Annotated in this window: 16 protein-coding genes; 4 read left to right on the top strand and 12 right to left on the bottom strand. The window is 70.8% G+C overall.

The window, feature by feature from the left end; genetic code table 11:
• Positions 1-15 precede the first annotated feature (15 nt).
• Both ACIA8E_RS02505 and ACIA8E_RS02510 read left to right on the top strand, forming a co-directional pair.
• A complete protein-coding gene (locus tag ACIA8E_RS02505; protein WP_399293385.1) occupies positions 16-1647 on the top strand; it encodes an alpha/beta hydrolase in 1632 nt (543 codons plus the stop codon).
• A 48-nt stretch (positions 1648-1695) separates the two neighbouring features.
• Positions 1696-3303, top strand: a complete 1608-nt coding sequence (locus ACIA8E_RS02510; protein ID WP_399293388.1) for an alpha/beta hydrolase — start codon at positions 1696-1698, stop codon at positions 3301-3303.
• A gap of 96 nt (positions 3304-3399) precedes the next feature.
• On the opposite strand, the gene moeZ is transcribed toward ACIA8E_RS02510, so the two are convergent.
• The 12 genes from moeZ to ACIA8E_RS02570 all read right to left on the bottom strand — a co-directional run bounded on the left by moeZ (position 3400) and on the right by ACIA8E_RS02570 (position 18593).
• Positions 3400-4578, bottom strand: a complete 1179-nt coding sequence (moeZ, locus tag ACIA8E_RS02515; RefSeq protein ID WP_399293391.1) for an adenylyltransferase/sulfurtransferase MoeZ — start codon at positions 4576-4578, stop codon at positions 3400-3402.
• Between the two features lie 84 nt (positions 4579-4662).
• Positions 4663-5508, bottom strand: a complete 846-nt coding sequence (locus ACIA8E_RS02520; protein WP_399293394.1) for a spherulation-specific family 4 protein — start codon at positions 5506-5508, stop codon at positions 4663-4665.
• Positions 5496-6461, bottom strand: coding sequence for an NAD-dependent epimerase/dehydratase family protein (locus ACIA8E_RS02525; RefSeq protein ID WP_399293397.1), 966 nt, complete (start codon positions 6459-6461; stop codon positions 5496-5498). The genes ACIA8E_RS02520 and ACIA8E_RS02525 overlap by 13 nt, the downstream gene beginning before the upstream one ends.
• 135 nt (positions 6462-6596) lie before the next feature.
• Positions 6597-7637 (bottom strand): hypothetical protein, encoded by a 1041-nt coding sequence (locus ACIA8E_RS02530; RefSeq protein ID WP_399293814.1) that lies wholly within the window; start codon positions 7635-7637, stop codon positions 6597-6599.
• A gap of 739 nt (positions 7638-8376) precedes the next feature.
• Entirely contained in the window at positions 8377-10158 is a 1782-nt protein-coding gene (locus ACIA8E_RS02535; RefSeq protein WP_399293817.1) for a glycosyltransferase, read from the bottom strand.
• A gap of 190 nt (positions 10159-10348) precedes the next feature.
• A complete protein-coding gene (locus ACIA8E_RS02540) occupies positions 10349-12037 on the bottom strand; it encodes a dipeptide ABC transporter ATP-binding protein (protein ID WP_399293400.1) in 1689 nt (562 codons plus the stop codon).
• Positions 12034-13023 (bottom strand): ABC transporter permease, encoded by a 990-nt coding sequence (locus ACIA8E_RS02545; protein ID WP_399293403.1) that lies wholly within the window; start codon positions 13021-13023, stop codon positions 12034-12036. The genes ACIA8E_RS02540 and ACIA8E_RS02545 overlap by 4 nt, the downstream gene beginning before the upstream one ends.
• Positions 13020-14000, bottom strand: coding sequence for an ABC transporter permease (locus ACIA8E_RS02550; protein WP_399293405.1), 981 nt, complete (start codon positions 13998-14000; stop codon positions 13020-13022). The genes ACIA8E_RS02545 and ACIA8E_RS02550 overlap by 4 nt, the downstream gene beginning before the upstream one ends.
• Positions 14001-14002: 2 nt before the next feature.
• Positions 14003-15727, bottom strand: a complete 1725-nt coding sequence (locus ACIA8E_RS02555) for an ABC transporter substrate-binding protein (protein ID WP_399293407.1) — start codon at positions 15725-15727, stop codon at positions 14003-14005.
• Positions 15728-15956: 229 nt separating this feature from the next.
• Positions 15957-16052 carry an Ms4533A family Cys-rich leader peptide gene (locus tag ACIA8E_RS02560; RefSeq protein WP_323181174.1) on the bottom strand — a complete coding sequence of 32 codons (96 nt, stop codon included), beginning with the start codon at positions 16050-16052 and terminating at the stop codon, positions 15957-15959.
• A 166-nt stretch (positions 16053-16218) separates the two neighbouring features.
• Positions 16219-17619: a DUF3152 domain-containing protein gene (locus ACIA8E_RS02565; RefSeq protein ID WP_399293410.1), complete on the bottom strand. Its 1401-nt coding sequence runs from the start codon at positions 17617-17619 to the stop codon at positions 16219-16221.
• Positions 17620-17627: 8 nt separating this feature from the next.
• Positions 17628-18593, bottom strand: a complete 966-nt coding sequence (locus ACIA8E_RS02570; protein ID WP_399293413.1) for an alpha/beta fold hydrolase — start codon at positions 18591-18593, stop codon at positions 17628-17630.
• A gap of 110 nt (positions 18594-18703) precedes the next feature.
• On the opposite strand from ACIA8E_RS02570, the gene ACIA8E_RS02575 reads away from it, so the two are divergent.
• The gene (locus ACIA8E_RS02575; RefSeq protein WP_399293416.1) at positions 18704-18919 is read left to right on the top strand and encodes a hypothetical protein; all 216 of its coding nucleotides are present in this window, start codon (positions 18704-18706) and stop codon (positions 18917-18919) included.
• A gap of 168 nt (positions 18920-19087) precedes the next feature.
• Positions 19088-19729 carry a TetR/AcrR family transcriptional regulator gene (locus ACIA8E_RS02580; RefSeq protein WP_018105511.1) on the top strand — a complete coding sequence of 214 codons (642 nt, stop codon included), beginning with the start codon at positions 19088-19090 and terminating at the stop codon, positions 19727-19729.
• Positions 19730-19779: the final 50 nt, after the last annotated feature.

The following is a 19779-nucleotide window of genomic DNA, read 5'->3' on the forward strand; positions in this document are numbered from 1 at the left end:
TCGCACGATGGAGCAATGAGGACCCCCCCTGCCCTGCGCGCCGCGGCCCTCGCCGCAACCGTGACCGTTCTGCTGCCCCTCACCGCCTGTTCGGACAGCGGCGACGGTGCGGCCGACACGGACCGCACCCGGAACTCTCCGCACGCGGCGAACGCCGCCGACACGTCGGTACCGGCCGACCTGGCTTCCCAGAAGCTGGAGTGGAAGCCCTGTCCCGCCCCTTCCGCGGCACAGGGCGGCGGCACCGCCCCCACCCCGCTCCCCGGTGGCACCGCCTGGGAGTGCTCCTCCATGAAGGTCCCACTCGACTACGCGAAGCCGGACGGCGACACGATCGAACTGGCGCTCATCCGTGCCAAGGCCATCAACCAGAGCAAACGGATCGGCTCACTCATCTTCAACTTCGGTGGCCCCGGCTCCTCCGGCGTCGCCACGCTGCCTGAGTTCGGGACCACGTACGACAAGCTCCGAGCCCGCTACGACCTGGTGAGCTTCGATCCACGCGGGGTCGGCCGCAGCGAGGGCGTGAAGTGCGAGAACGACAAGCAGCTCGACTCGCGCTTCGAGAGCGACCTCACCCCGGACGACGCCGCCGAGGTGCAGGCCTACGCCGACGAGCAGAAGAAGTATGTGGCGGCCTGCAAGAAGAACTCCGGCTCCGAACTCCCCTACGTCGGCACCACCGACGCCGCCCGCGACATGAATCTGATGCACCAGGTGCTCGGCGACGAGAAGCTGCACTACCTCGGTTTCTCCTACGGCACCGAACTGGGTGGCGTCTACGCCCACTTGTTCCCGAAGAGTGTCGGCAGGATGGTGCTCGACGCGGTCGTCGACCCGACCGAGGACACCGAACAGTCCTCCCTCGGCCAGGCGCAGGGATTCCAGCTGGCCCTGGACAACTTCACCAGGGACTGCGTGAACCGCGGCGCCGCCTGCAAGCTCCCCGGTTCCACCGGGAAGGAGGTCGAGCTGTGGATCGCCGATCTTCTCCAGCGGTTGGACAAGAAGCCGATCTCGGGGCTCGGCACCCGGCAGCTGACGCAGTCCCAGGCCATCACCGGGATCGCGGCCGCCCTCTACTCCCGGGAGAACTGGCCGCTGCTGGAAGAGGGGCTCGACGAGGCGGACGGCGGCAACGGCGCGCTGCTCCTGGCCTTCGCCGACTCGCTGAACGGCCGCTCCGACGACGGTCGTTACGACAACTCGACGGCCGCCAACACGGCCATCAACTGCGTCGACACCAAGCAGCGGTTCAGCGTCGACGAGACGAAGGCGAAGCTCCCGGCGTTCCAGAAGGCGTCGCCGATCTTCGGTGACTATCTGGGCTGGGGCCTGCTGGCATGCACCGGCTGGCCCGTGAAGGGCGCCTGGGACACCCCGGACGTCAGCGCCCCGGACGCGCCCCCCATCCTCGTCGTCGGCAACACGGGAGACCCGGCGACCCCGTACGAGGGCGCGAAGGCGATGGTCGACGCGCTGGGCAAGGGCGTCGGGGTGGAGGTGACGTACGAGGGCCAGGGACACGGCGCGTACAACAGCGGCGACGCCTGTGTGCAGAAGGCAGTGGGCGACTATCTGTTGGACGGCAAAGTTCCGACGGCCGGTACTGTCTGTGGCTCAGGGGCTGGCGGCAGCGACAAATAGCGCGCGTCGCACGCCGTACGTACAGGCACAAGGGGGAGGGACGTACAGGTGGTTCACCATGCTCGCGCCGGGGCGCTGGCCGCTGCCGCACTGCTGCTGACGGGTGTGCTCGCGGGTTGTGACGGGGGCGCGGACGCGAAGGCGGACGGCAAGGCGGGCCGCAGCCCGGCCCCCTCGTCCACCGGGGCGTCCGGGGCCGCGTCCGACGGACCGGACGGAAAGCCGGGCGCCCTGCCCGCCCTGCCCGCGGACCTCACCTCCCAGCGGCCGGTCTGGAACCGCTGCAAGGCAGTCGGGGGCGAGAGCGCACCGGCGTCCGGCTGGAGATGCGCGACGGTCAAGGTGCCGTTGAACTACACCGAACCGGCCGGCGACACGATCGGGATCGCGCTGATCCGCAAGGAGGCCCGGGACAAGGGCCGTCGGCTCGGCTCGATGCTGTTCAACTTCGGCGGCCCCGGTGGCTCCGGCGTCTCGATACTGCCGCGCGCCGCCGGATCGTACGGGAAGCTCAACACCCGCTACGACCTGGTGAGTTTCGATCCGCGCGGAGTCGCGGGGAGCTCCGGGGTGAAGTGCCGCACCGACCGGGAGCAGGAGGACGCCAACCGGAAGATCGACCTGACTCCGGACACGGCGGCGGAGGAGGCGGCGTTCATGAAGGACGGCGCGGCCTTCGGCGCCGGCTGCGAGCGCAGCTCGGGCAAGGTCCTCCCGTACGTCGGCACGACGAACGCCGCGCGGGACATGGATCTGATCCGCGAAGTACTCGGCGACAGGAAGCTCACGTACTTCGGCATCTCGTACGGCACGGAGCTCGGCGGTACGTACGCGCATCTCTACCCGAAGAACGTGGGACGCACGGTCCTCGACGCGGTCGTCGACGCGGTCGTCGACCCGACCGCCGACACGATCGGGCACGCCCGCAACCAGGCGACCGGCTTCCAGCGGGCGCTGGAGAACTACCTCAAGGACCGTGGCCAGGACCCGAAGGCGGGCACCCGGCGCATCGCCCGGCTGCTGGAGCGGATCGACGGGAAGCCGCTGCCGACCGGCTCGGGCCGCAAGCTCAACGAGACGCTGGCTATCACCGGCATCGTGACGCCGCTCTACTCCAAGAGCAGTTGGCCCGTTCTGACGCAGGCGCTGGACGAGGCCGAGAACCAGGGCACCGGCAACCTTCTCCTCCAGCTCGCCGACTCCTACAACGGCCGTGACGAGAACGGGCACTACGACACCCAGAGCCACTCGCAGCGCGCCATCTCCTGCGCGGACAGCAAGCTCCGGCCGACGGCGGGCGACGCGAAGGCGCTGCTGCCCGAGTTCCGGAAGCTGTCGCCGGTCTTCGGCCCGTTCCTGGCGTGGGACACGGCCGGCTGGTGTGCCGACTGGCCGGTGAAGGGTGAGCACGACACCCCGGAGGCGAGTGCTCCGGGTGCCGGTCCGATCCTGGTCGTCGGGACGACCGGTGACCCGGCGACGCCCTACGAGGGTGCACAGAAGATGGCGGACGAGCTGGGCAAGGGCGTCGGCATCATGCTCACCAACAAGGGCGAGGGACACGGCGCATACGGCGAGAGCGCGTGTGTGACGTCGACCGTGGACGCGTACTTCCTGGACGGGAAGGTTCCGGCGAACGGCAGGACCTGCTCGTAGAACAGGTCGACGGATACGACGAAGGGGCCGGCCCGCGCAGTGCGGACCGGCCCCTTCGAAGCGTTCAGCCCCCGTACGGAGGCTCGGTACAGCGGCTCAGTACACCGGCTTCTCGGGCTCGATCTGGTTGACCCAGCCGATCACGCCGCCGCCGACATGCACGGCGTCGGCGAAGCCCGCCGACTTGAGGACCGCGAGGACCTCGGCGCTGCGGACACCGGTCTTGCAGTGCAGGACGATGCGCTTGTCCTGCGGGAGGTCCTGCAGGGCGTTGCCCATCAGGAACTCGTTCTTCGGGATCAGCTTCGCGCCGGGGATCGAGACGATCTCGTACTCGTTCGGCTCGCGGACGTCGATGATCTCGATCTTCTCGTCGGCGTCGATCCACTCCTTGAGCTGCTTCGGAGTGATCGTGGAGCCGAGCGCCGCCTCCTGGGCCTCCTCGGACACGACGCCGCAGAAGGCCTCGTAGTCGATGAGCTCGGTGACGGTCGGGTTCTCGCCGCAGACCGCGCAGTCGGGGTCCTTGCGGACCTTGACCTGGCGGTACTGCATCTCCAGGGCGTCGTAGATCATCAGCCGGCCGACCAGCGGGTCACCGATGCCGGCGAGCAACTTGATGGCCTCGGTGACCTGGATGGAGCCGATGGATGCGCAGAGCACGCCCAGCACGCCGCCCTCGGCGCAGGACGGGACCATGCCGGGGGGCGGCGGCTCCGGGTAGAGGCAGCGGTAGCAGGGACCGTGCTCCGACCAGAAGACGGACGCCTGGCCGTCGAAGCGGTAGATCGAACCCCACACGTACGGCTTGTTCAGCAGCACCGCGGCGTCATTGACGAGATAGCGGGTGGCGAAGTTGTCCGTGCCGTCCACGATCAGGTCGTACTGGGCGAAGATCTCCATCACGTTCTCGGCTTCGAGCCGCTCTTCGTGAAGGACGACATTCACATACGGGTTGATGCCCAGGACCGAGTCCTTGGCGGACTGGGCCTTGGAACGGCCGATGTCGGCCTGGCTGTGGATGATCTGGCGCTGCAGGTTCGACTCGTCGACCTCGTCGAACTCCACGATGCCGAGCGTGCCGACACCGGCCGCGGCCAGGTACATCAGGGCCGGCGAGCCGAGACCGCCGGCGCCGACACAGAGCACCTTCGCGTTCTTCAGCCGCTTCTGTCCGTCCATCCCGACATCCGGGATGATCAGGTGGCGGGAGTACCTGCGGACCTCGTCGACGGTGAGCTCAGCAGCTGGCTCGACCAGGGGTGGCAGCGACACAGGAACCTCAACAATGCAGGTGGTCGGTTTCTACGTACTTCATCTACGTACGGTTGTTCACCCGCAACACTGCCACGCCCCTCCTCATTCCGAGATACCAGGTCCGATCCGCGAGACGATTTCGTCCCAGTACCCGGGCAGCGCCGCGAATGGGTCGGTTTGTCCACCATGATCGGTGCGGATCGTGCGGTCGGTGAAGAAGATCGTCCCGGCCCCCTGCCAGCGGGCGATCCGCATGGCTTCGTCGAGGTGGGTGCGCGGGACGCCGTGCACGAAGTGCGCGAAGCGTTCCGGCGGGTAGTCCGCGGTCCACTCCGCCACCTGCGACCAGCGGTAGTCGGTCCACGCCCCGGAGAAGGTGACCAGCTGGTCGGCCGTCTCGGCGTAACCGGGATACGGGTGGGTCCCGTGCCCCAGCACCAGCAGCTCGCTCCCGGCCTCTTCGTCCCCGCTGTCCTCGCCCTCCTCCAGGAGCGCGGCGAGTGTACTGGTGAGGCGGCGGACCGCCGGAAGGTCGGCGCGCTCGGCCGGACACCGGTCGAGGTAGAAGCCGTCGACCCGATACCAGTCGAGGAAGGACTGCGCGTCGGCGATCAGCTCGCCGAACGGCCGGTTGCCGAAGGTCAGATCCAGATGGCCCAGCAGCAGGCCGCCGCCCGCCCGGACTGCGTCCTGCGCGGCCCTGTCGTGCACGGCCCGTTCGCGGGCGTTGCGGAGTCGGCCCGCGGCCTCCAGACAGTGCGGGTCGGGCCGCGCGCCGGGGCCGTTGTCGATGTTGAGGACCGCCCAGTGCAGCGGGGTGCCGGAGCGGGTCAGCTCGGCCCACTCGGTGGGCGCGAGCAACGGGTGCGCGTACCCCGGGACGCCGAAGCCGAGCTGCTCGGCGCCACTGGTCCGGCGGGCGGTACCGGCGCTGGTCAGATGCGGCATGCCGCCTCCATCCAGATGTCGGCGAGGGACTCCTCCAGATTGATCCGGGGGCGCCAGCCGAGCCGGTCGCGGGCGGTGCGGACATCCGCCTGCTGCCAGGCGCCACAGCCGTCCGGGTACGGGGACGGGGTCGCCGAGAGGTGTTCGATGACGGACTCGGCGGAGGTGCGCGGGGCGCCGATGGGGAGCCGGCCGGGAGGTGTGTCCAGCTCGTGCAGGGCACCCGGATAACCCGCGACCTTGGCGAGCACGGCGGCCGCGTCGCGTAGCCGCACCGCCCGGCCGGTACCGATGTTGACGACGCCCTGCGCGGCGGAGAGCGACGCGGCGTGCACGGCGCGGGCGACATCCCGTACGTCGACGAAGTCGCGCTGCACGCCGAGGCCACTGAGTTTCAGCTCGCCGTCGCCTGACTGCATGGCACGGCGCATCGCCTCGGCGAGCCGGCCCAGCGGTGAGCCGGCCGGGGTGCCGGGGCCGACCGGCGAGAAGACCCGCAGCACGACCGCGTCGAGGCCGGAGCCGAGGACGAGTTCGGTGGCGGCGAGCTTGGAGACGCCGTACGGGCCGCCGGGGCGCGGCACGGCGTCCTCCGCGGTCGACGATCCGGGCTGTGAGGGCCCGTACTCCGAGGAGCAGCCGACCTGGACGAGACGGGCGCTGCAGCCGCTGCGGCGCATCGCCTCGCAGACGGTGGCGACGGCGACGGTGTTGTGCCGGGTCAGATCGCGGGCGCCGCCGCGGGTGGCGCCCGCACAGTTGACGACGACCCCGGGGTGGACGGCGTCCAGGAAGCGGGTGAGTGCTCCTGGGCTGCCACCGGCCAGGTCGAACCGTACGTCGGCGTCGTCGCCGCGGCCGAGCGCGGTCAGGTGCACGGCGGGGTCGGCGAGCAGCCGGTCGGCCACGAACCGACCGAGGAATCCATTGGCTCCGAGCAGCAGAACCCTCATCGGGTGCCCCCTTCGTGCCGACGGCGGGCTGCCGGTGCGGGGGATTGGGGGGTCATGTCCGGTGTCTCCTTGGGGAGGTTGCGAGCGTTACGGGACAGGCACCCGCGGCGTCGGCTCCGCGGGGTTCGTGCGGGGTTACGCGCGGGTGTGGGCGGAGGCCCTGGAGAGAGCGACGGTGGCGTGGATCAGCAGCCCGAGCGCGGCTGCGCCGCAGGCGATGGCGGGTACGGCTCCGGTGCCGGCCGCCGCTACGACGGTGTAGACGGGCTGGGCGACGAAGTGCAGGCCGGGCAGCCGCCCGGCCAGGACCAGGGCGGGCGCGACCGCTTCGACGGCGCAGGCTGCGGCGAGTCCGGTGGTGGCGGGCTCGGGGAAGCCATGGACGGTCAGCAGCCGGGCCAGCAGGAGCAGGACGCCGAGGGCGGCGGCCGCAACCGGCGCGCCGCCACCGCCGTATCCGAGGTCGGCGAGGTGGAGCAGCCCGGTGAGGACGCACAGGAAGAGCGCGACGGTCCCGAAGAGCAGGGGGCGCACACCTGCTGCGAACTCCTCCAGCGCACGGCTGCCGACGAGTTTGCGCTGTGCGTGTACGGAGAAGAGGTGCGCGCACCAGGCGGCCGGGGCGACGGCGAGCGCGAGCCCCAGGAGGGGTGCGGGGGTGATCGCCCAGGGCCCTTCGGGACCGCCGCTGAGGACCTGGTCGAGCAGGGCGTCGCCGTACATGACGTACCCGAGAAGCCAATACCCGTAGACCGCGGCGGCAGCCGACGAGCGTCCTTCGGCGGCGTGCAGGGGGCCGCTCCGCAGGCACAGGCCGAGGCCGAGAAGTGCGGCCAGCGCCCCGACAAGGGCCACGGTGAGCCGCTCACCGCCGCCGAGCACCCCGTCGGTGAGTTCGAGGACGACGGCCGTCGCGGTGCAGGCGGCGCCGGGGAGCAGCGCGCGGAGCGACCAGGCGGCGCGCGTCTCGATGTCGCGCATCGGCGCGGGCGCCGTCGCGCGACCGGGCTCGCCCGCGACGGCGGGCACCCGCGCGTAGAGCTCCTCGGCGAGCGAGAAGACGTCGCGGTGCCGGTAGCGGGCGGCAGTGCGGTCGGTGACCCCATGGGCTTCGAGCCCGGCGGCGATCTCCAGGGGGTCGACGGCACGTTCGCAGAGCTCGCGGTGCCGGTGCATGAGCGTCTTCACGGGGTCGATGGGTCCACGCCGGGCCGCGCTGGGCTTGCGCGCGGAGACGGCGGGGGTGTGTGCGATCTCGGGGGCGCGGGCGATGGGGGCGGCGTCGGCCGCGGCCTTGGCTCCGGCCTCGGCCACCTCCGGCTGCGATTCTTCGGTGGGGAGCCGGTCCGGGGTGACGGTCGCCTTCGGCGGGCGGACGGGGTCGGTGGGCGGGGGTGGATGCGGGGCCGGTGTCTGATCCAGGGCCGGGGCCCCATGCGGGTCCGCGGCCGGATCCGGCCCCACGGTCGGAGGGTGGTCTGTTTCCGGACTGCCGACCGCGTCCGGCGCCTGGGACGTGGCCGGGTCCACCTCCGGGGCGTGCGGGCCTTCGCCCCGGTCGGAGCTCCCGTCCCGCCTCATGAAATGCCCCAGGACCGACGCCGGCCACCCCTTCCCGGAGAGGCCGGGCACCACCGGCGTGCGCCCCTTCCCGGCGAGGCCCGGCACCACCGGTGCGCGCCCCGTCCCGGATGCGGGCAGGCCCCAAGCCGGTGCGGAGATCTCCGCGACCCGTGCCTCGGAGACCAGGGCCTCCGAGCGGGAGTCCCAGCTCGCGTCGAGCATCGGTGTGCCCGAGGCATCAGGTGCCTCGGTCGGGCGGCCGCCCATGGGGGTTCCTCCGTGTTCTTCGCCAAGTCCGCGGGACCGGCCGGCGGGTGTACCCGGCCGGCCCGCCCTCATGTCCGTCTCCTGCTCACACATCGCCGTCCCCCGTTCGCCGCGCGCCCGCGCACACGCCCTCGGCAGCCCAGCTCGGGGTGTGCCCGGCCGTGAGCGGGACGTGGGCCGTCCAGCTGCCCAGCACATGGGCCTCCGGTGGTGTCGCGAACGGGCGTGGGGCACCGTCCGCGTTCAGCGCATGCGTGTCTCTGCGCACCGGGGAGTGCGAGATCAGCTCCAGGTAAATGCCGCGAAATGCCGCGAGGTTCTGTTCGACGGTGAAGAGTTCGAGCGCACGGGCACGGGCCGCCGCGCCGAGGCGTGCACGACGCTCGGGGTCGCGCAGCAGCGTGATGCACGCGTCGGCGAGCGCCCGGGGGTTGCGCGGGGGCACCACCAGCCCCGTACCGCCGATGACTTCGACGACGGCGCCGACGTCCGTCGACACCGTGGCACGTCCGCAGAACATCGCCTCGACCAGGCTGATCGGGAAGCCTTCGACGACGCTGGAGAGGACCACGATCCCGCCCGCCGCATACGCCTCCGCCAGGTCCGGCAGCTCGGCGTCACCGATGTCCTCGAAGGAGACCGGGTTGTCACCGATGGCGTGCGCGTCGGCGGCCTCGTCGGGGAAGAGCTGGGCGGCGAGCGCCCGGCATTGGGCGAGGTATGTGGTGCCTTCCGCGCACGGCGCCGGTGCGCCGATGATGCGCAGCCGCGCGTCCGGTTCGGCCTTCCGCACCTCGGCGAATGCGTGCAGCAGCGCGACCAGGTCCTTGGAGGGTTCGATCCTGCCGACCCACACCAGCGTGTCGGGTCCGCCGTCGTCGCCGCTCTCCCCGAGCGCGGCGAAGCGGGCCGCTTCCATGCCGGGGTAGACGGTGCGCACCTTGGCCCGGTCGGCGCCGCACCGCTCCTGCCAGCGGCGGGCGTGCGTATTGCCCGGGGTGATGAGCGCGGCCTGCCGGTACACCTCGGTGGCGAGCCGTCCGAGGAAGTTGGCGAGCAGGGCGCGTACCGGCGCACTCAGCGGCGTGCCGGTCCCGGCGAGGTAGTGCGCCCGCAGCTGCACACCGTGCTCGGTGACCAGCAGCGGCACCCCGAAGAAGCGTTTGGCCAACAGCCCCGGCAGAGCGGCGGCTCCGCCGGACGTGGCGTGGCAGAGGTCGACCGCGCCGAGGCTCTCCTCGTCGTACCAGTCGAGGGAGAGCGGACGCAGGACGCGGTCCAGCTCCGCGGCGAAGGCGAGGAGGTCAGGGACGCTCGCGGTCTGGACGGTGCGGCCGGTGCCGGGGGCGCGACAGGCGGCTTCGAGTACGCGGACGGCGGTTTCGGAGCGGAGCGCCGCGGGAAGTCCGCCGTGTTCGCGGGCCAGTTCGGCGAGTCCGTACAGCCCGTCCGTGAACTGCGCGTCGGCGGTCCCGGAGGCATCCGTACGACGTACGCCGTCCGCTTCGTCGCGCGTCACGTCCGCCGTACAGATGGATGTCGCGAGCGCCGTGAAGTGCGCCGTGAAGCGGCGCCGTTCGCGACGTCCGTACGGCCGCGCGCCCCCGCCGGTCAGCAGCCGGGCGAGCAGCCCCTTGGGGGCGTGGCCGCCCAGGATGTCCTCGTCGGCCATCCACAGCGGTGCCGTCCGCACCCGGCTGACCTGGGGCGGGAGCTGTACCCAGCCCTGCGCCTCCTGCTCGGCGGAGCGGCTGAGCGCGTAGAGATCGAACTCGTGCGTCAGTCCGCGCACCAGACGGTCGCACCAGAGTCTGGACTCACCGGTCGCATACGGATAACCACCGTCGGTGAGGAGTCCGATCCGCACGAGCACACCCCCGATCTCCCTTGTGGGCGGCCGCCGTTGAAATGGCGACTCGCAGCGGGACGACCGTAAGCGGATACGCCGGTGGCGCGACGGACGGTTGTCCATCGCGCCACCGAAAGGGGTGAACCGTCGTAACTTTCCCGCCCCGGTAGCGTTCCGTCGCGCTATGAGGGTGATCGATTACGCAGGGTCAGGCTGCGGCCAGCTCCTTGCGGGCTGTGCGGCGCGCTGCCGCGAGCGCCGGATCGAGGGCAGGCACGGCGGCCAGCAGCTGCTTGGTGTACGGATCCTGGGGCGCCCCGTACACCTCGTCGACACTGCCCTGTTCGACGATCCGGCCCTGCCGCATCACCGCGACCCGGTCGCTGACCTGCCGCACGACCGCGAGGTCATGGGCGATGAAGACCAGTCCGAGGCCGAGTTCGCGCTGGAGCTCGGCGAGGAGCGCGGTGACCTGTGCCTGGGTGGTGACGTCGAGCGCGGAGACCGGTTCGTCGCAGACGATCAGCTTGGGGTCGGCGGCGAGCGCGCGGGCGATGCCGACGCGCTGGCGCTGTCCGCCGCTGAACTCGTGCGGGTAGCGGTCGTACCGGTCGGGGTCGAGGCCGACGCGTTCCAGCAGTTCCTGGACGCGTGCCCGGATCCGGGTGTCGTCGAGTGCGCCTGCCGCCCGCAGCGGATCGGCGACGGATTCACCGATCGAGCGGCGCGGGTTGAGCGAGGCGACGGGGTCCTGGAAGACCATCTGGAGCTCGCGCCGGTGCGGGCGCAGCGCCTTGTCCGACAGCGATCCGATCTCCGTACCCCGGTAGTGGAGCCGGCCCGCGCTCGGGTCGAGGAGGCGGACGAGCATCCGGCCGAGCGTCGTCTTGCCGCTGCCGCTCTCGCCGACGATGCCGAGTGTCTCGCCGGGGTGGACGGTGAGCGATACGCCGTCCACAGCGGTGATCCGGCTGCGGCCCCGTCCGAATTCGCGTCGCAGATCGATGGCTTCGAGCAGCGGCTCGCCCGCCTGGGCGATGCGGGACACGTCGGCGTCGAGCCTCGGCGTGCCCGCGTCCGCGAGGCGAGCCGCCGGAACCGGCTCCGGGCGCTTCGTGTCCACCCGCGGTACGGCGGCAAGCAGTTCGCGCGTGTACGGCTGCCGGGGCGCGCCGAGCACCTCGGCGACCGGCCCGCGCTCCACCTCCCGGCCCGACTGCATGACCAGCACCTCGTCGACGCTCTCAGCCGCGACGCCCACATCGTGGGTGACCAGCAGGAGCCCCATGCCGGTCTCCCGGCGCAGCGTGTGCAGCAGGTCCAGGATCTGGGCCTGGACGGTGACGTCCAGCGCGGTCGTCGGCTCGTCGGCGATCAGCAGCTGCGGCTCACAGGCCAGTGCCATCGCGATCAGCGCACGCTGCCGCATCCCGCCGGAGAACTCGTGCGGCCGGGACCGTGACCGCCGCACCGCGTCGGGGATCCCGACCCGGTCGAGCACGTCGACGGCCCGCGCCCGAGCCGCCCGCCCGGAGGCGCGCGTGTGGACCCGGTACACCTCGGCGATCTGTTCACCGACCGCGTAGTACGGGTCCAGTGAGGACAGCGGGTCCTGGAAGACCATCGCGGCCTTCGCCCCGCGCAGCGCCCGCAGTTCCGCGTCGTCCGCCGCCTGTACGTCCACGCCGGCAACCCGGATCGAGCCGCCGACTCGGGCGCCCGTACCGCGATGCAGCCCCAGCAAGGCGTACGCGGACGCGCTCTTTCCGGAGCCGGACTCGCCGACGACGCCGAGGGCGGCGCCCTCCTCCAGGGTGAAGGACAGGCCGTCCACGGCCCGTACGCCGTCCGCGCCGTCGAAGGAGATGGTCAGATCGGAAACCTCGACCAGACTCATGCCAGCACCACCCGACGGTCGGCCATCGCCTGCAGGATGTCCGCGACGGCATTGGCAAGGACGACGAAGAAGCCGGTGACGAGCACCAGGCCGACGACGACCGGCAGGTCGACGTTCTTCACGGCGTCGACGAGTTCGCGTCCGACGCCGGGGATGTTGAAGAGCGACTCGGTGAGGACGGCGCCGCCGAACATCGAGCCGATGTCCAGTGCGCCGAGCGCGATCACGGGGCCGAGCGCGCCGCGCAGCGCGTGCCGCCCGACGAGCTTCCGCTCGCTCACCCCGTACGCCCGGAAGGTGCGCACATGGTCCTCGGCGAGGGTCTCCAGCATCGACGCCCGGGTCATCCGGGCGTACGGAGCGGCGGAGACCAGGGCCAGTGAGGCCCAGGGCAGCAGCAGGTTCCAGGCCCACTGTTCCGGGTTCTCGGTGAGCGGCACGTAGTCGGGGAACGGCAGCACCTGCAGCGCCGAGCAGAAGACGATGATCAGCAGCAGACCGACCACGAAGACCGGCGTGGCCATGCCGGCCAGGGTCAGTCCGGTGAGGAGCCGCTCGGTCGCGCGGCCACGCCGCCAGACCGAGAGCAGCCCGGTGCCGACGCCGAGCACGATCCACAGCACGAAGGCGCCGATGGCGAGTGAGGCGGTGGCCGGGAGCTTGGTGAGGATCATCTGGGTGACCTGCTCGTCGTTCTGGTAGGAGCGTCCGAGGCAGGGTGCCTGGCAGTGCAGGATTCCGGTGCCGGTCGAGTAGTCGCGGCCGGCGAAGATCCCCTGGAGGAAGTGCGCGTACTGCAGGTACAGCGGGTCGCCGAGCCGCAGTTGGTCGCTGACCTGTGCCACCTGGGCGGGCGAGCAGCGCGGACCGCAGGCGATCTGCGCGACGTTGCCCGGGGCGACGTAGAAGGCGGCGTAGACGACGACGCTGAGGGCGAGGAGCACGAAGAGCGCCCCGCCGATGCGCCGCAACAGGAACCGGCTCATGCTCCGGCCTCCTTCTTGCGTCCGGTGCCGATCCGCAGCCGGGAGGCGACGCGCGGGTCGAGTGCGTTGCGCACGCCCTCACCGAGGACGGTCAGCGCCAGCACGGTGATGAAGATCAGCAGGGCGGGGATCAGCAGATAGGTGGGCGCCGCCTGGTACCACGTGTCGGCGTCGCTGAGCATCTGTCCCCAGGACGGCGTGGGCGGTTTGATGCCGACGCCGAGGAAGGACAGCGCCGCTTCGACGACGATGTTGCCGGGGAAGAGCAGCACGGCGTAGGTGATGACGGGCGCGGCGAGCGCGGGCAGCAGCTCGCGCCGGGCGATCCGCCGGCCGCTCCAGCCGCTGAGCCGGGCGGCCGCGACATGATCGAGCGACTTCAGCGCGAGGGTCTGGGCGCGCACGATCTTGGAGATGCCGGACCAGCCGACCAGGCCGACGATCGCGGCGATCAGCACCGGACGCGGGAAGTCGGCGGGGACGACGGCGAGCGCGCCGAGCGCGATCACCATGACGGGCAGGGCGACGACGACGTCGGTGACACGGCTGAGCGCCTGGTCGACGAGGCGGTTGCCGAGTCCGGCGGCGAGCCCGACGGCCACGCCGATGATCACCTGGAGCAGGGTCGCGGCCAGCGCGACGCCGAGCGAGACCCGGGCCCCGTACACGACGCGGGCGAAGAGATCGCGGCCGGTGAGCGGTTCGACGCCGAGCCAGTGGTCGGCACTGATCCCGCCGAACGAGCCCAGCGGTACGCCGCCGGTCGCGGAGTCGACGAGGTTCGCGTGGTACGTGGTGGGGTCCTGGCCCTCGATGCCCGCCAGCAGCGGGGCGGCGAGCGCGACCAGGACCAGCAGGGCGACGACCACGGCCGCCACTGCGGCGGAGCGCCGTGCGCGCAGCCGCCGCCAGAACGAGGAGGCCCCGGAGGCGGGGTGCACAGCCCCCGCCTCCTTGACCAGCAGAGCTTCGGCCATGGTTACTTGACCGCGACCTGCGAGATGTCGAGTACACCGGTCCAGTCGCTGATGACGACGTTCTTGACGGACTCGCCGTACAGGCGCTTGTAGACGGGGTGGAACAGCGGCACGGTCACCGCCTGCTCACCGATCTTCTTGTCGAGTGCGCCCCAGCGCTTCGCGGCCGCGCTCAGGTCGGTCAGCTTGTTGATCTCGTCGATCTCCTTGTTGACGGAGACGTCGTCGAGCTGGGAGGCGTTGAAGTTGTAGCCGTTCTTGACGATCTGGCGTCCGTCGAAGATCGGTGCGAGGAACGGACCGCCGGACGGCCAGTCCGCGCCCCAGCCGGTGAGGAAGAAGCCGGGCTCGCTCTTCACGTTGTAGATCTTGTCCGAGTACGCGTTGGACTCCAGCCCCTGGAGCCTGACCGTGATCCCGGCCTTCTTCAGCGCCTCCTGGATCGCGGTGGCGATCTCCGGGCTGGTGGCGAAGTTCTTGTCGTTGGAGTGCGTCAGGGTAATGGTCAGGCCCTTGGCGTAACCGGCCTCCTTCAGCAGCTCCTTGGCCTTGGCCGCGTTGCCCGTCCTGCCGGCCGGGAAGGCGTCGTACGCGTTGTAGCCGAAGGACGCCTGCTCCGGCAGGAAGGTGGTGGCGGCCTCGGCGAGCGAGGAACCACCGGCCGCGTTGACGACCGAGGTGCGGTCGACGGCGTACGAGATCGCCTGGCGCACCTTCGGGTTGTCGAACGGCTTCACCTTCGGGTTGAAGGCGATGTAGTTCGTGTAGCCGAAGTGGCCGGTGCCGACCCGGGCGGCGAGCTTCTTGTCGCCGGTGACCTTGGCGAGCTCGGCCGGGCCGAGGTTGGTGTCGGTGGTGACTGCGGCGGCGTCGGCGCCGCGGGAGGCGGAGAGCCGCTGGTTGATGACGGCGGAGTCGAGCCCGGAGCGCACGTCGATCCGGTCCGGGTACGCCTTGCGCTCCTCGTCGGTCGCGGCCGACCAGAACTTGTTGCGCTCCAGGACGAGGCGCTCGCCGTCGCCCTCGTTCTTGACGACCTTGTACGGACCCGAGGAGATGGGGTGGTTCTCGTACTTCGTGCCGGTGTCCTTGGCCTTCGGCACGGGGGTCGTCTGGGTCTGCGTCGCCAGGTAAGGGAACTCGCCCTCCGGCTTGTTGAGGTGGAAGACGATCGTCTTCGCGTCGGGCGTCTCGATCGAGGCGAGGCCCTTCTTGTCCTTGTACGGACCCCGGTAGTCGGCGCCGCCGATCAGCCAGTCGCGCAGGTAGGGCGCGCCGCCGGAAAGTTCGGCAGCGAAGGAGCGTTCGATGCCGTACTTGATGTCGGCGCTCGTGATCGCGGTGCCGTCCTCGTACTTCAGGCCGTCCTTGAGCGTGTACGTCCAGACGGTGGCGTTCTTGCTGGGCGTGCCCAGGTCGGTCGCCAGGTCGGGGACGACCTTCGCGCCGGCAGCGCCGGCCTCCCGGTTGCGGGTGGTCAGCGTACGGAAGACCAGGGACGGGACGTTGCCGCCGCCGGAGGTGTAGAGCCGCGCGGGGTCGAAGTCCTCCTGCGCGGCTCTGTTGAGGACGGTGAGCGTGCCGCCCTTGGCGGGCTTGCCCGCTGCGCCGGAGCTGCCGTCGCTGCCCTTGCTGTCCTGGGGCCCGCACGCGGCGGCGCCCGAACCCACGACGAGAACCACGACGGCCGCTGCCAGGCGGCGCGATATGACGGACGGTTGACGCATCGGAAGATGACCTCTCGGAGTGCTGCTTGCGGTGAAAACCGGATGGTGGGTCCGTGCAGGCTGCAGCGAGGGTGGGGTGGAACGACCGGTCGGAAAGCGAAAAGGGGACCGGAACACCGAAACTGCCGCGCCTGCGGACGTGAGAACGCCGGGGCGCGGCAGTCGGGAAGGGCCGTTCGGACCGAGACCAGGGCTCGGAGAAAGGGGCCGACGCGCGCTCAGGCAGGTGTCAGCAACAGTGAATGTCGGCGACGCTGTGCCCGGTCACGCCGATGAGCGCCAGCACTATGGCGGCGCATTCGGAGGTGACAGGGCTGCGTGACATGCCGAGAAATATGCGGGACCGCATCGGCGATGTCAACGCCGGACAAGACACCGGTCTCAGATACTGGACAGCGTTTCGGACGGCCGCCCTCCCGGCCCGGGCGCGGGCCTCAGCAGGGGCCGATCAAGGGGGGCCGGGCAAAAACGGACCGAGGTCCCGCTCCGGCTCAACCGGCCGGGTAGACCCAGGGGTTGGGGCGGCACTTGATCCCATCGATGTCCAGGGATTTGGTCTGCTGCTGCATCACCGGGGCCAGTGCACCCGGCGTGCGGCACGTCACATGGTCGTGCCCCAGCCGGTGGCCGACCTCATGGTTGATCAGCATCTGGCGGTAGGCGAAGAGCTTCCCGGGGCCGAACGTCGACGACCCCTGCGCCCAGCGATAGGCGTTGATCATCACGCGCTCGGTCGCCGCGGAATCGCACGAGACATTGTCCTCGGTCGTATCGAGGCCCGACTTCTTGCACCAGTCGCCGGTGGTCCCCGGGCTGGCCAGCGTGATCACGAAGTCGGGGTCGCCCGAAGAGATCCGCTCAAAAGTCATGGCGCCGTCGTGTGCCCAACTCCGGTCGTCATTAAGGGTTTCCTGAACGGCTTCGGCGAAAAGTCCGGCATCGAGACCGATACCTTTTTCGACATCGATCCGATAGCGGTACTTATGCCCTCTGCCCGGAGCTTTCGCCCCGCCCGGGACCACCTCGAAATGCCCGGAGCCCTGGAGGTCCGGGGCGAGTGGATACCCCTTGGCCATCTTCTGCCCGTACGAAAGGGCCTTGACCACGGCCGGTGCGGGCGTCCGCCGGTCGTCCGAGCGGGAGGAGATGTCGTGGCCACCGTCCCGGTCCACGCCCGTCGGCGCGGCGGCACCGGCCCGCGCCCCACCGCCGTCATGGGCGACCTGCCCCGCGACGACGACCGCGAGCACGGTGGTCACCGCGGCGGCCGCAATGCCGGTGAAGGTACGGCCCTTGGCGCCCTTGCCGTCCTTGGTGTCCGGGGCGGTGCCCGGAGCCGCATCCCTGTCCCCGCCGGGGGGCCGCTCGTCCCACTCGACGACCGAGCCGAACGGATCGGCCGGCGGGGCCGGTGGGGCGGACGGGGAGCGCGGTGCGGGTGGCACGTCGAAGGCGTCGACGAACTCCCGTCGCGGCCCCGGTATCAGCGGCCGCTCACCGGCCGCCTGCTGCTGGGACATCGGCTGAGGGCGCTGCGGCATCGGCGTCCGCTGGACCATCGACTGCTGCTGGGGGGCCGGCCGAGGTGCCCCCGGCCGTCGCCCCTGGCCACCGGCATCCGTTGGAGCCGGGATCCGCCAGTCGCCGTACCGCTGCCGCGTTCCCGCCCCCCAGCCACCACCCGGTTCACGCAGTTCGGGATGGCCGCCACGCACCTGCGGGATCCCCTGGAACGGGGTGTGCCCGTCCGTGCCGGGCGGCGTATCGGCCGCCCTCCTGCGCCGTCCGCTGCCGGGATCCGGCCGCACCCCCTCGCGACCGCCAACCGCCTTCGCGGCGGCGTCGCTCTCGGGTCCCTTGGGTGGAGGGCCCTTTCGGCTGTGTCGTCCCACGCCCCGGATCAGCTCCCGCCGCGTTCGTCGAGCAATTCCCGGAACGCCTGGGCGACCGCCTCCGGGTACTCCATCATCGCCACATGCCCGGCATCGGGCAGTGTCAGCAGCCGCGAATCGCGGAAGGCCGCGGACGCCCTGCGTGCCATCCGGTACGAGACGAGCTGGTCCCGTCCGCCGTACACGAGCTGCGTCGGGGCGAGCACGCGCTCGGCCTGGCGCCACAGCCCGTGCTGCCCGCCCAGCGTGTAGGCATCGACAATGCCACGTGCCGAGCGCGTCATCGCGTCCCAGAAGTACGGCAGCTCCAGCCGTCGCTCCATTTCGGCCACCGCATCGCGGAAGCCCTCATCGGAGACACGTGCCGGATCGCCGTAACAGAGTGCCATGACTCCGCGGGTGCGTTCTTCCGCGGTCCAGTCCTTACTGAGCCGGGAGAACAGGGATGCGACACCCGGAACGGCGAGCAGCGCGGTCGGTACGGCAGGCCACTGCACCCTGATCTCGGGTAATGCGGGCGAGACCAGGGTGAGCGTGCGCACCAGATCCGGACGGACGGACGCGACCCGGGTGGCCACTGCACCACCGAGTGAATTGCCGAAGAGATGAACGGGCCCGTGCTCCTCCGCGTCGAGGAGCCGGATCACCGCACGGGCGTGCCCGGTGACCGAGTAGTTGCCGTCGTCCGGCGGTGGGGAGTCCCCGAAGCCGGGCAGGTCGACCGCCTCGCCGTCCACCACGTCCTGGAGCAACGCCATCAGCACCGACCAGTTCTGCGAGGAGCCGCCGAGCCCGTGCACGTAGAGCGCGGGCGGCAGTCCGGACCGTTCCGGCGGGCGGGTGCGGACGTTCAGCGTCAGGCCGGGCAGCGCGACGGAGCGCAGTTTCTCCCCCTCCGCGACCCGGACGGGGCTCACCGTGGGGGCCACCGCAGCGGCGGCGGCGCGGGCTCCCGGCAGCTCGGTCGAAGACATGCGCCAATGTTACGAGACGATCACACCGTGGTTCGTGTGTTCGCCGTCACAGATCGCATAGCGCCATGAAGGGGTAGCTCCTACGCTCGAAGCTAAGGAAGGGAGTCACCATGACGGTCGACCCCAGTGACCCGGAGACTTTCGAAGACGTTCAGCCGGACGAACCGGACCAGGAGACGCCCGAGGCGGATGCCGTCGAGCAGCACGCCGATCTCCAGCAGAAGAGCGACGATCCGTTGACGGACATCGACCGGGCCACCGCAAATGAGGCAGATGCTGCCGAGCAACACCGCGTCGTCCCGCAGGACGAGGACGACTACCGCTGATACATCCCGTTTTGCCGTGCATTTCAAAGAATCTGTGGCTACCGCAGCGGTCCGGTCCGTGAAATTCTGCGTCCGCGCCGCGCGCACCCGGGTTACTCAAAAGTACGATGGCCGAACGGCGCAGCGCGTACGCAACGGCTGCGTTCGATCACAAATTTGGGAGGCGGCGTGACAGCCATCGAGCAGACAGAGGCGGCGCGCCCGCGGGGCACTCGCCTGCCTCGCCGCGCCCGACGCAACCAGCTGCTGGGCGCCGCGCAGGAGGTCTTCGTCGCGCAGGGCTACCACTCCGCCGCGATGGACGACATCGCGGAGCGGGCCGGTGTCAGCAAGCCGGTGCTCTACCAGCACTTCCCGGGCAAGCTGGAGCTCTACCTGGCACTGCTCGACCAGCACTGCGAGTCGCTGCTGCAGGCGGTCCGTACGGCCCTGGCATCGACGACGGACAACAAGCTGCGTGTCGCCGCGACGATGGACGCCTACTTCGCGTACGTCGAGGACGAGGGCGGCGCCTTCCGACTGGTCTTCGAGTCGGACCTGACGAACGAGCCGGCGGTACGCGAGCGGGTCGACCGGGTCTCGCTGCAGTGCGCGGAGGCGATCTCCGACGTGATCGCGGGTGACACGGGGCTGTCCAAGGACGAGTCGATGCTGCTCGCGGTGGGTCTGGGCGGTGTCTCCCAGGTGGTCGCCCGGTACTGGCTGTCCAGTCGGTCGGCGATCCCGCGCGACACAGCGGTGCAGCTCCTCACCTCGCTGGCCTGGCGCGGCATCGCCGGGTTCCCGCTGCACGGCATCGATCAGCACTGACCGTCCGGCCTTGTTCGCTGCGGGCGTGGCCCGCCGACCCCTGGCAGCTC

Source organism: Streptomyces sp. NPDC051664, assembly GCF_044453545.1.
Lineage (GTDB): Bacteria > Actinomycetota > Actinomycetes > Streptomycetales > Streptomycetaceae > Streptomyces.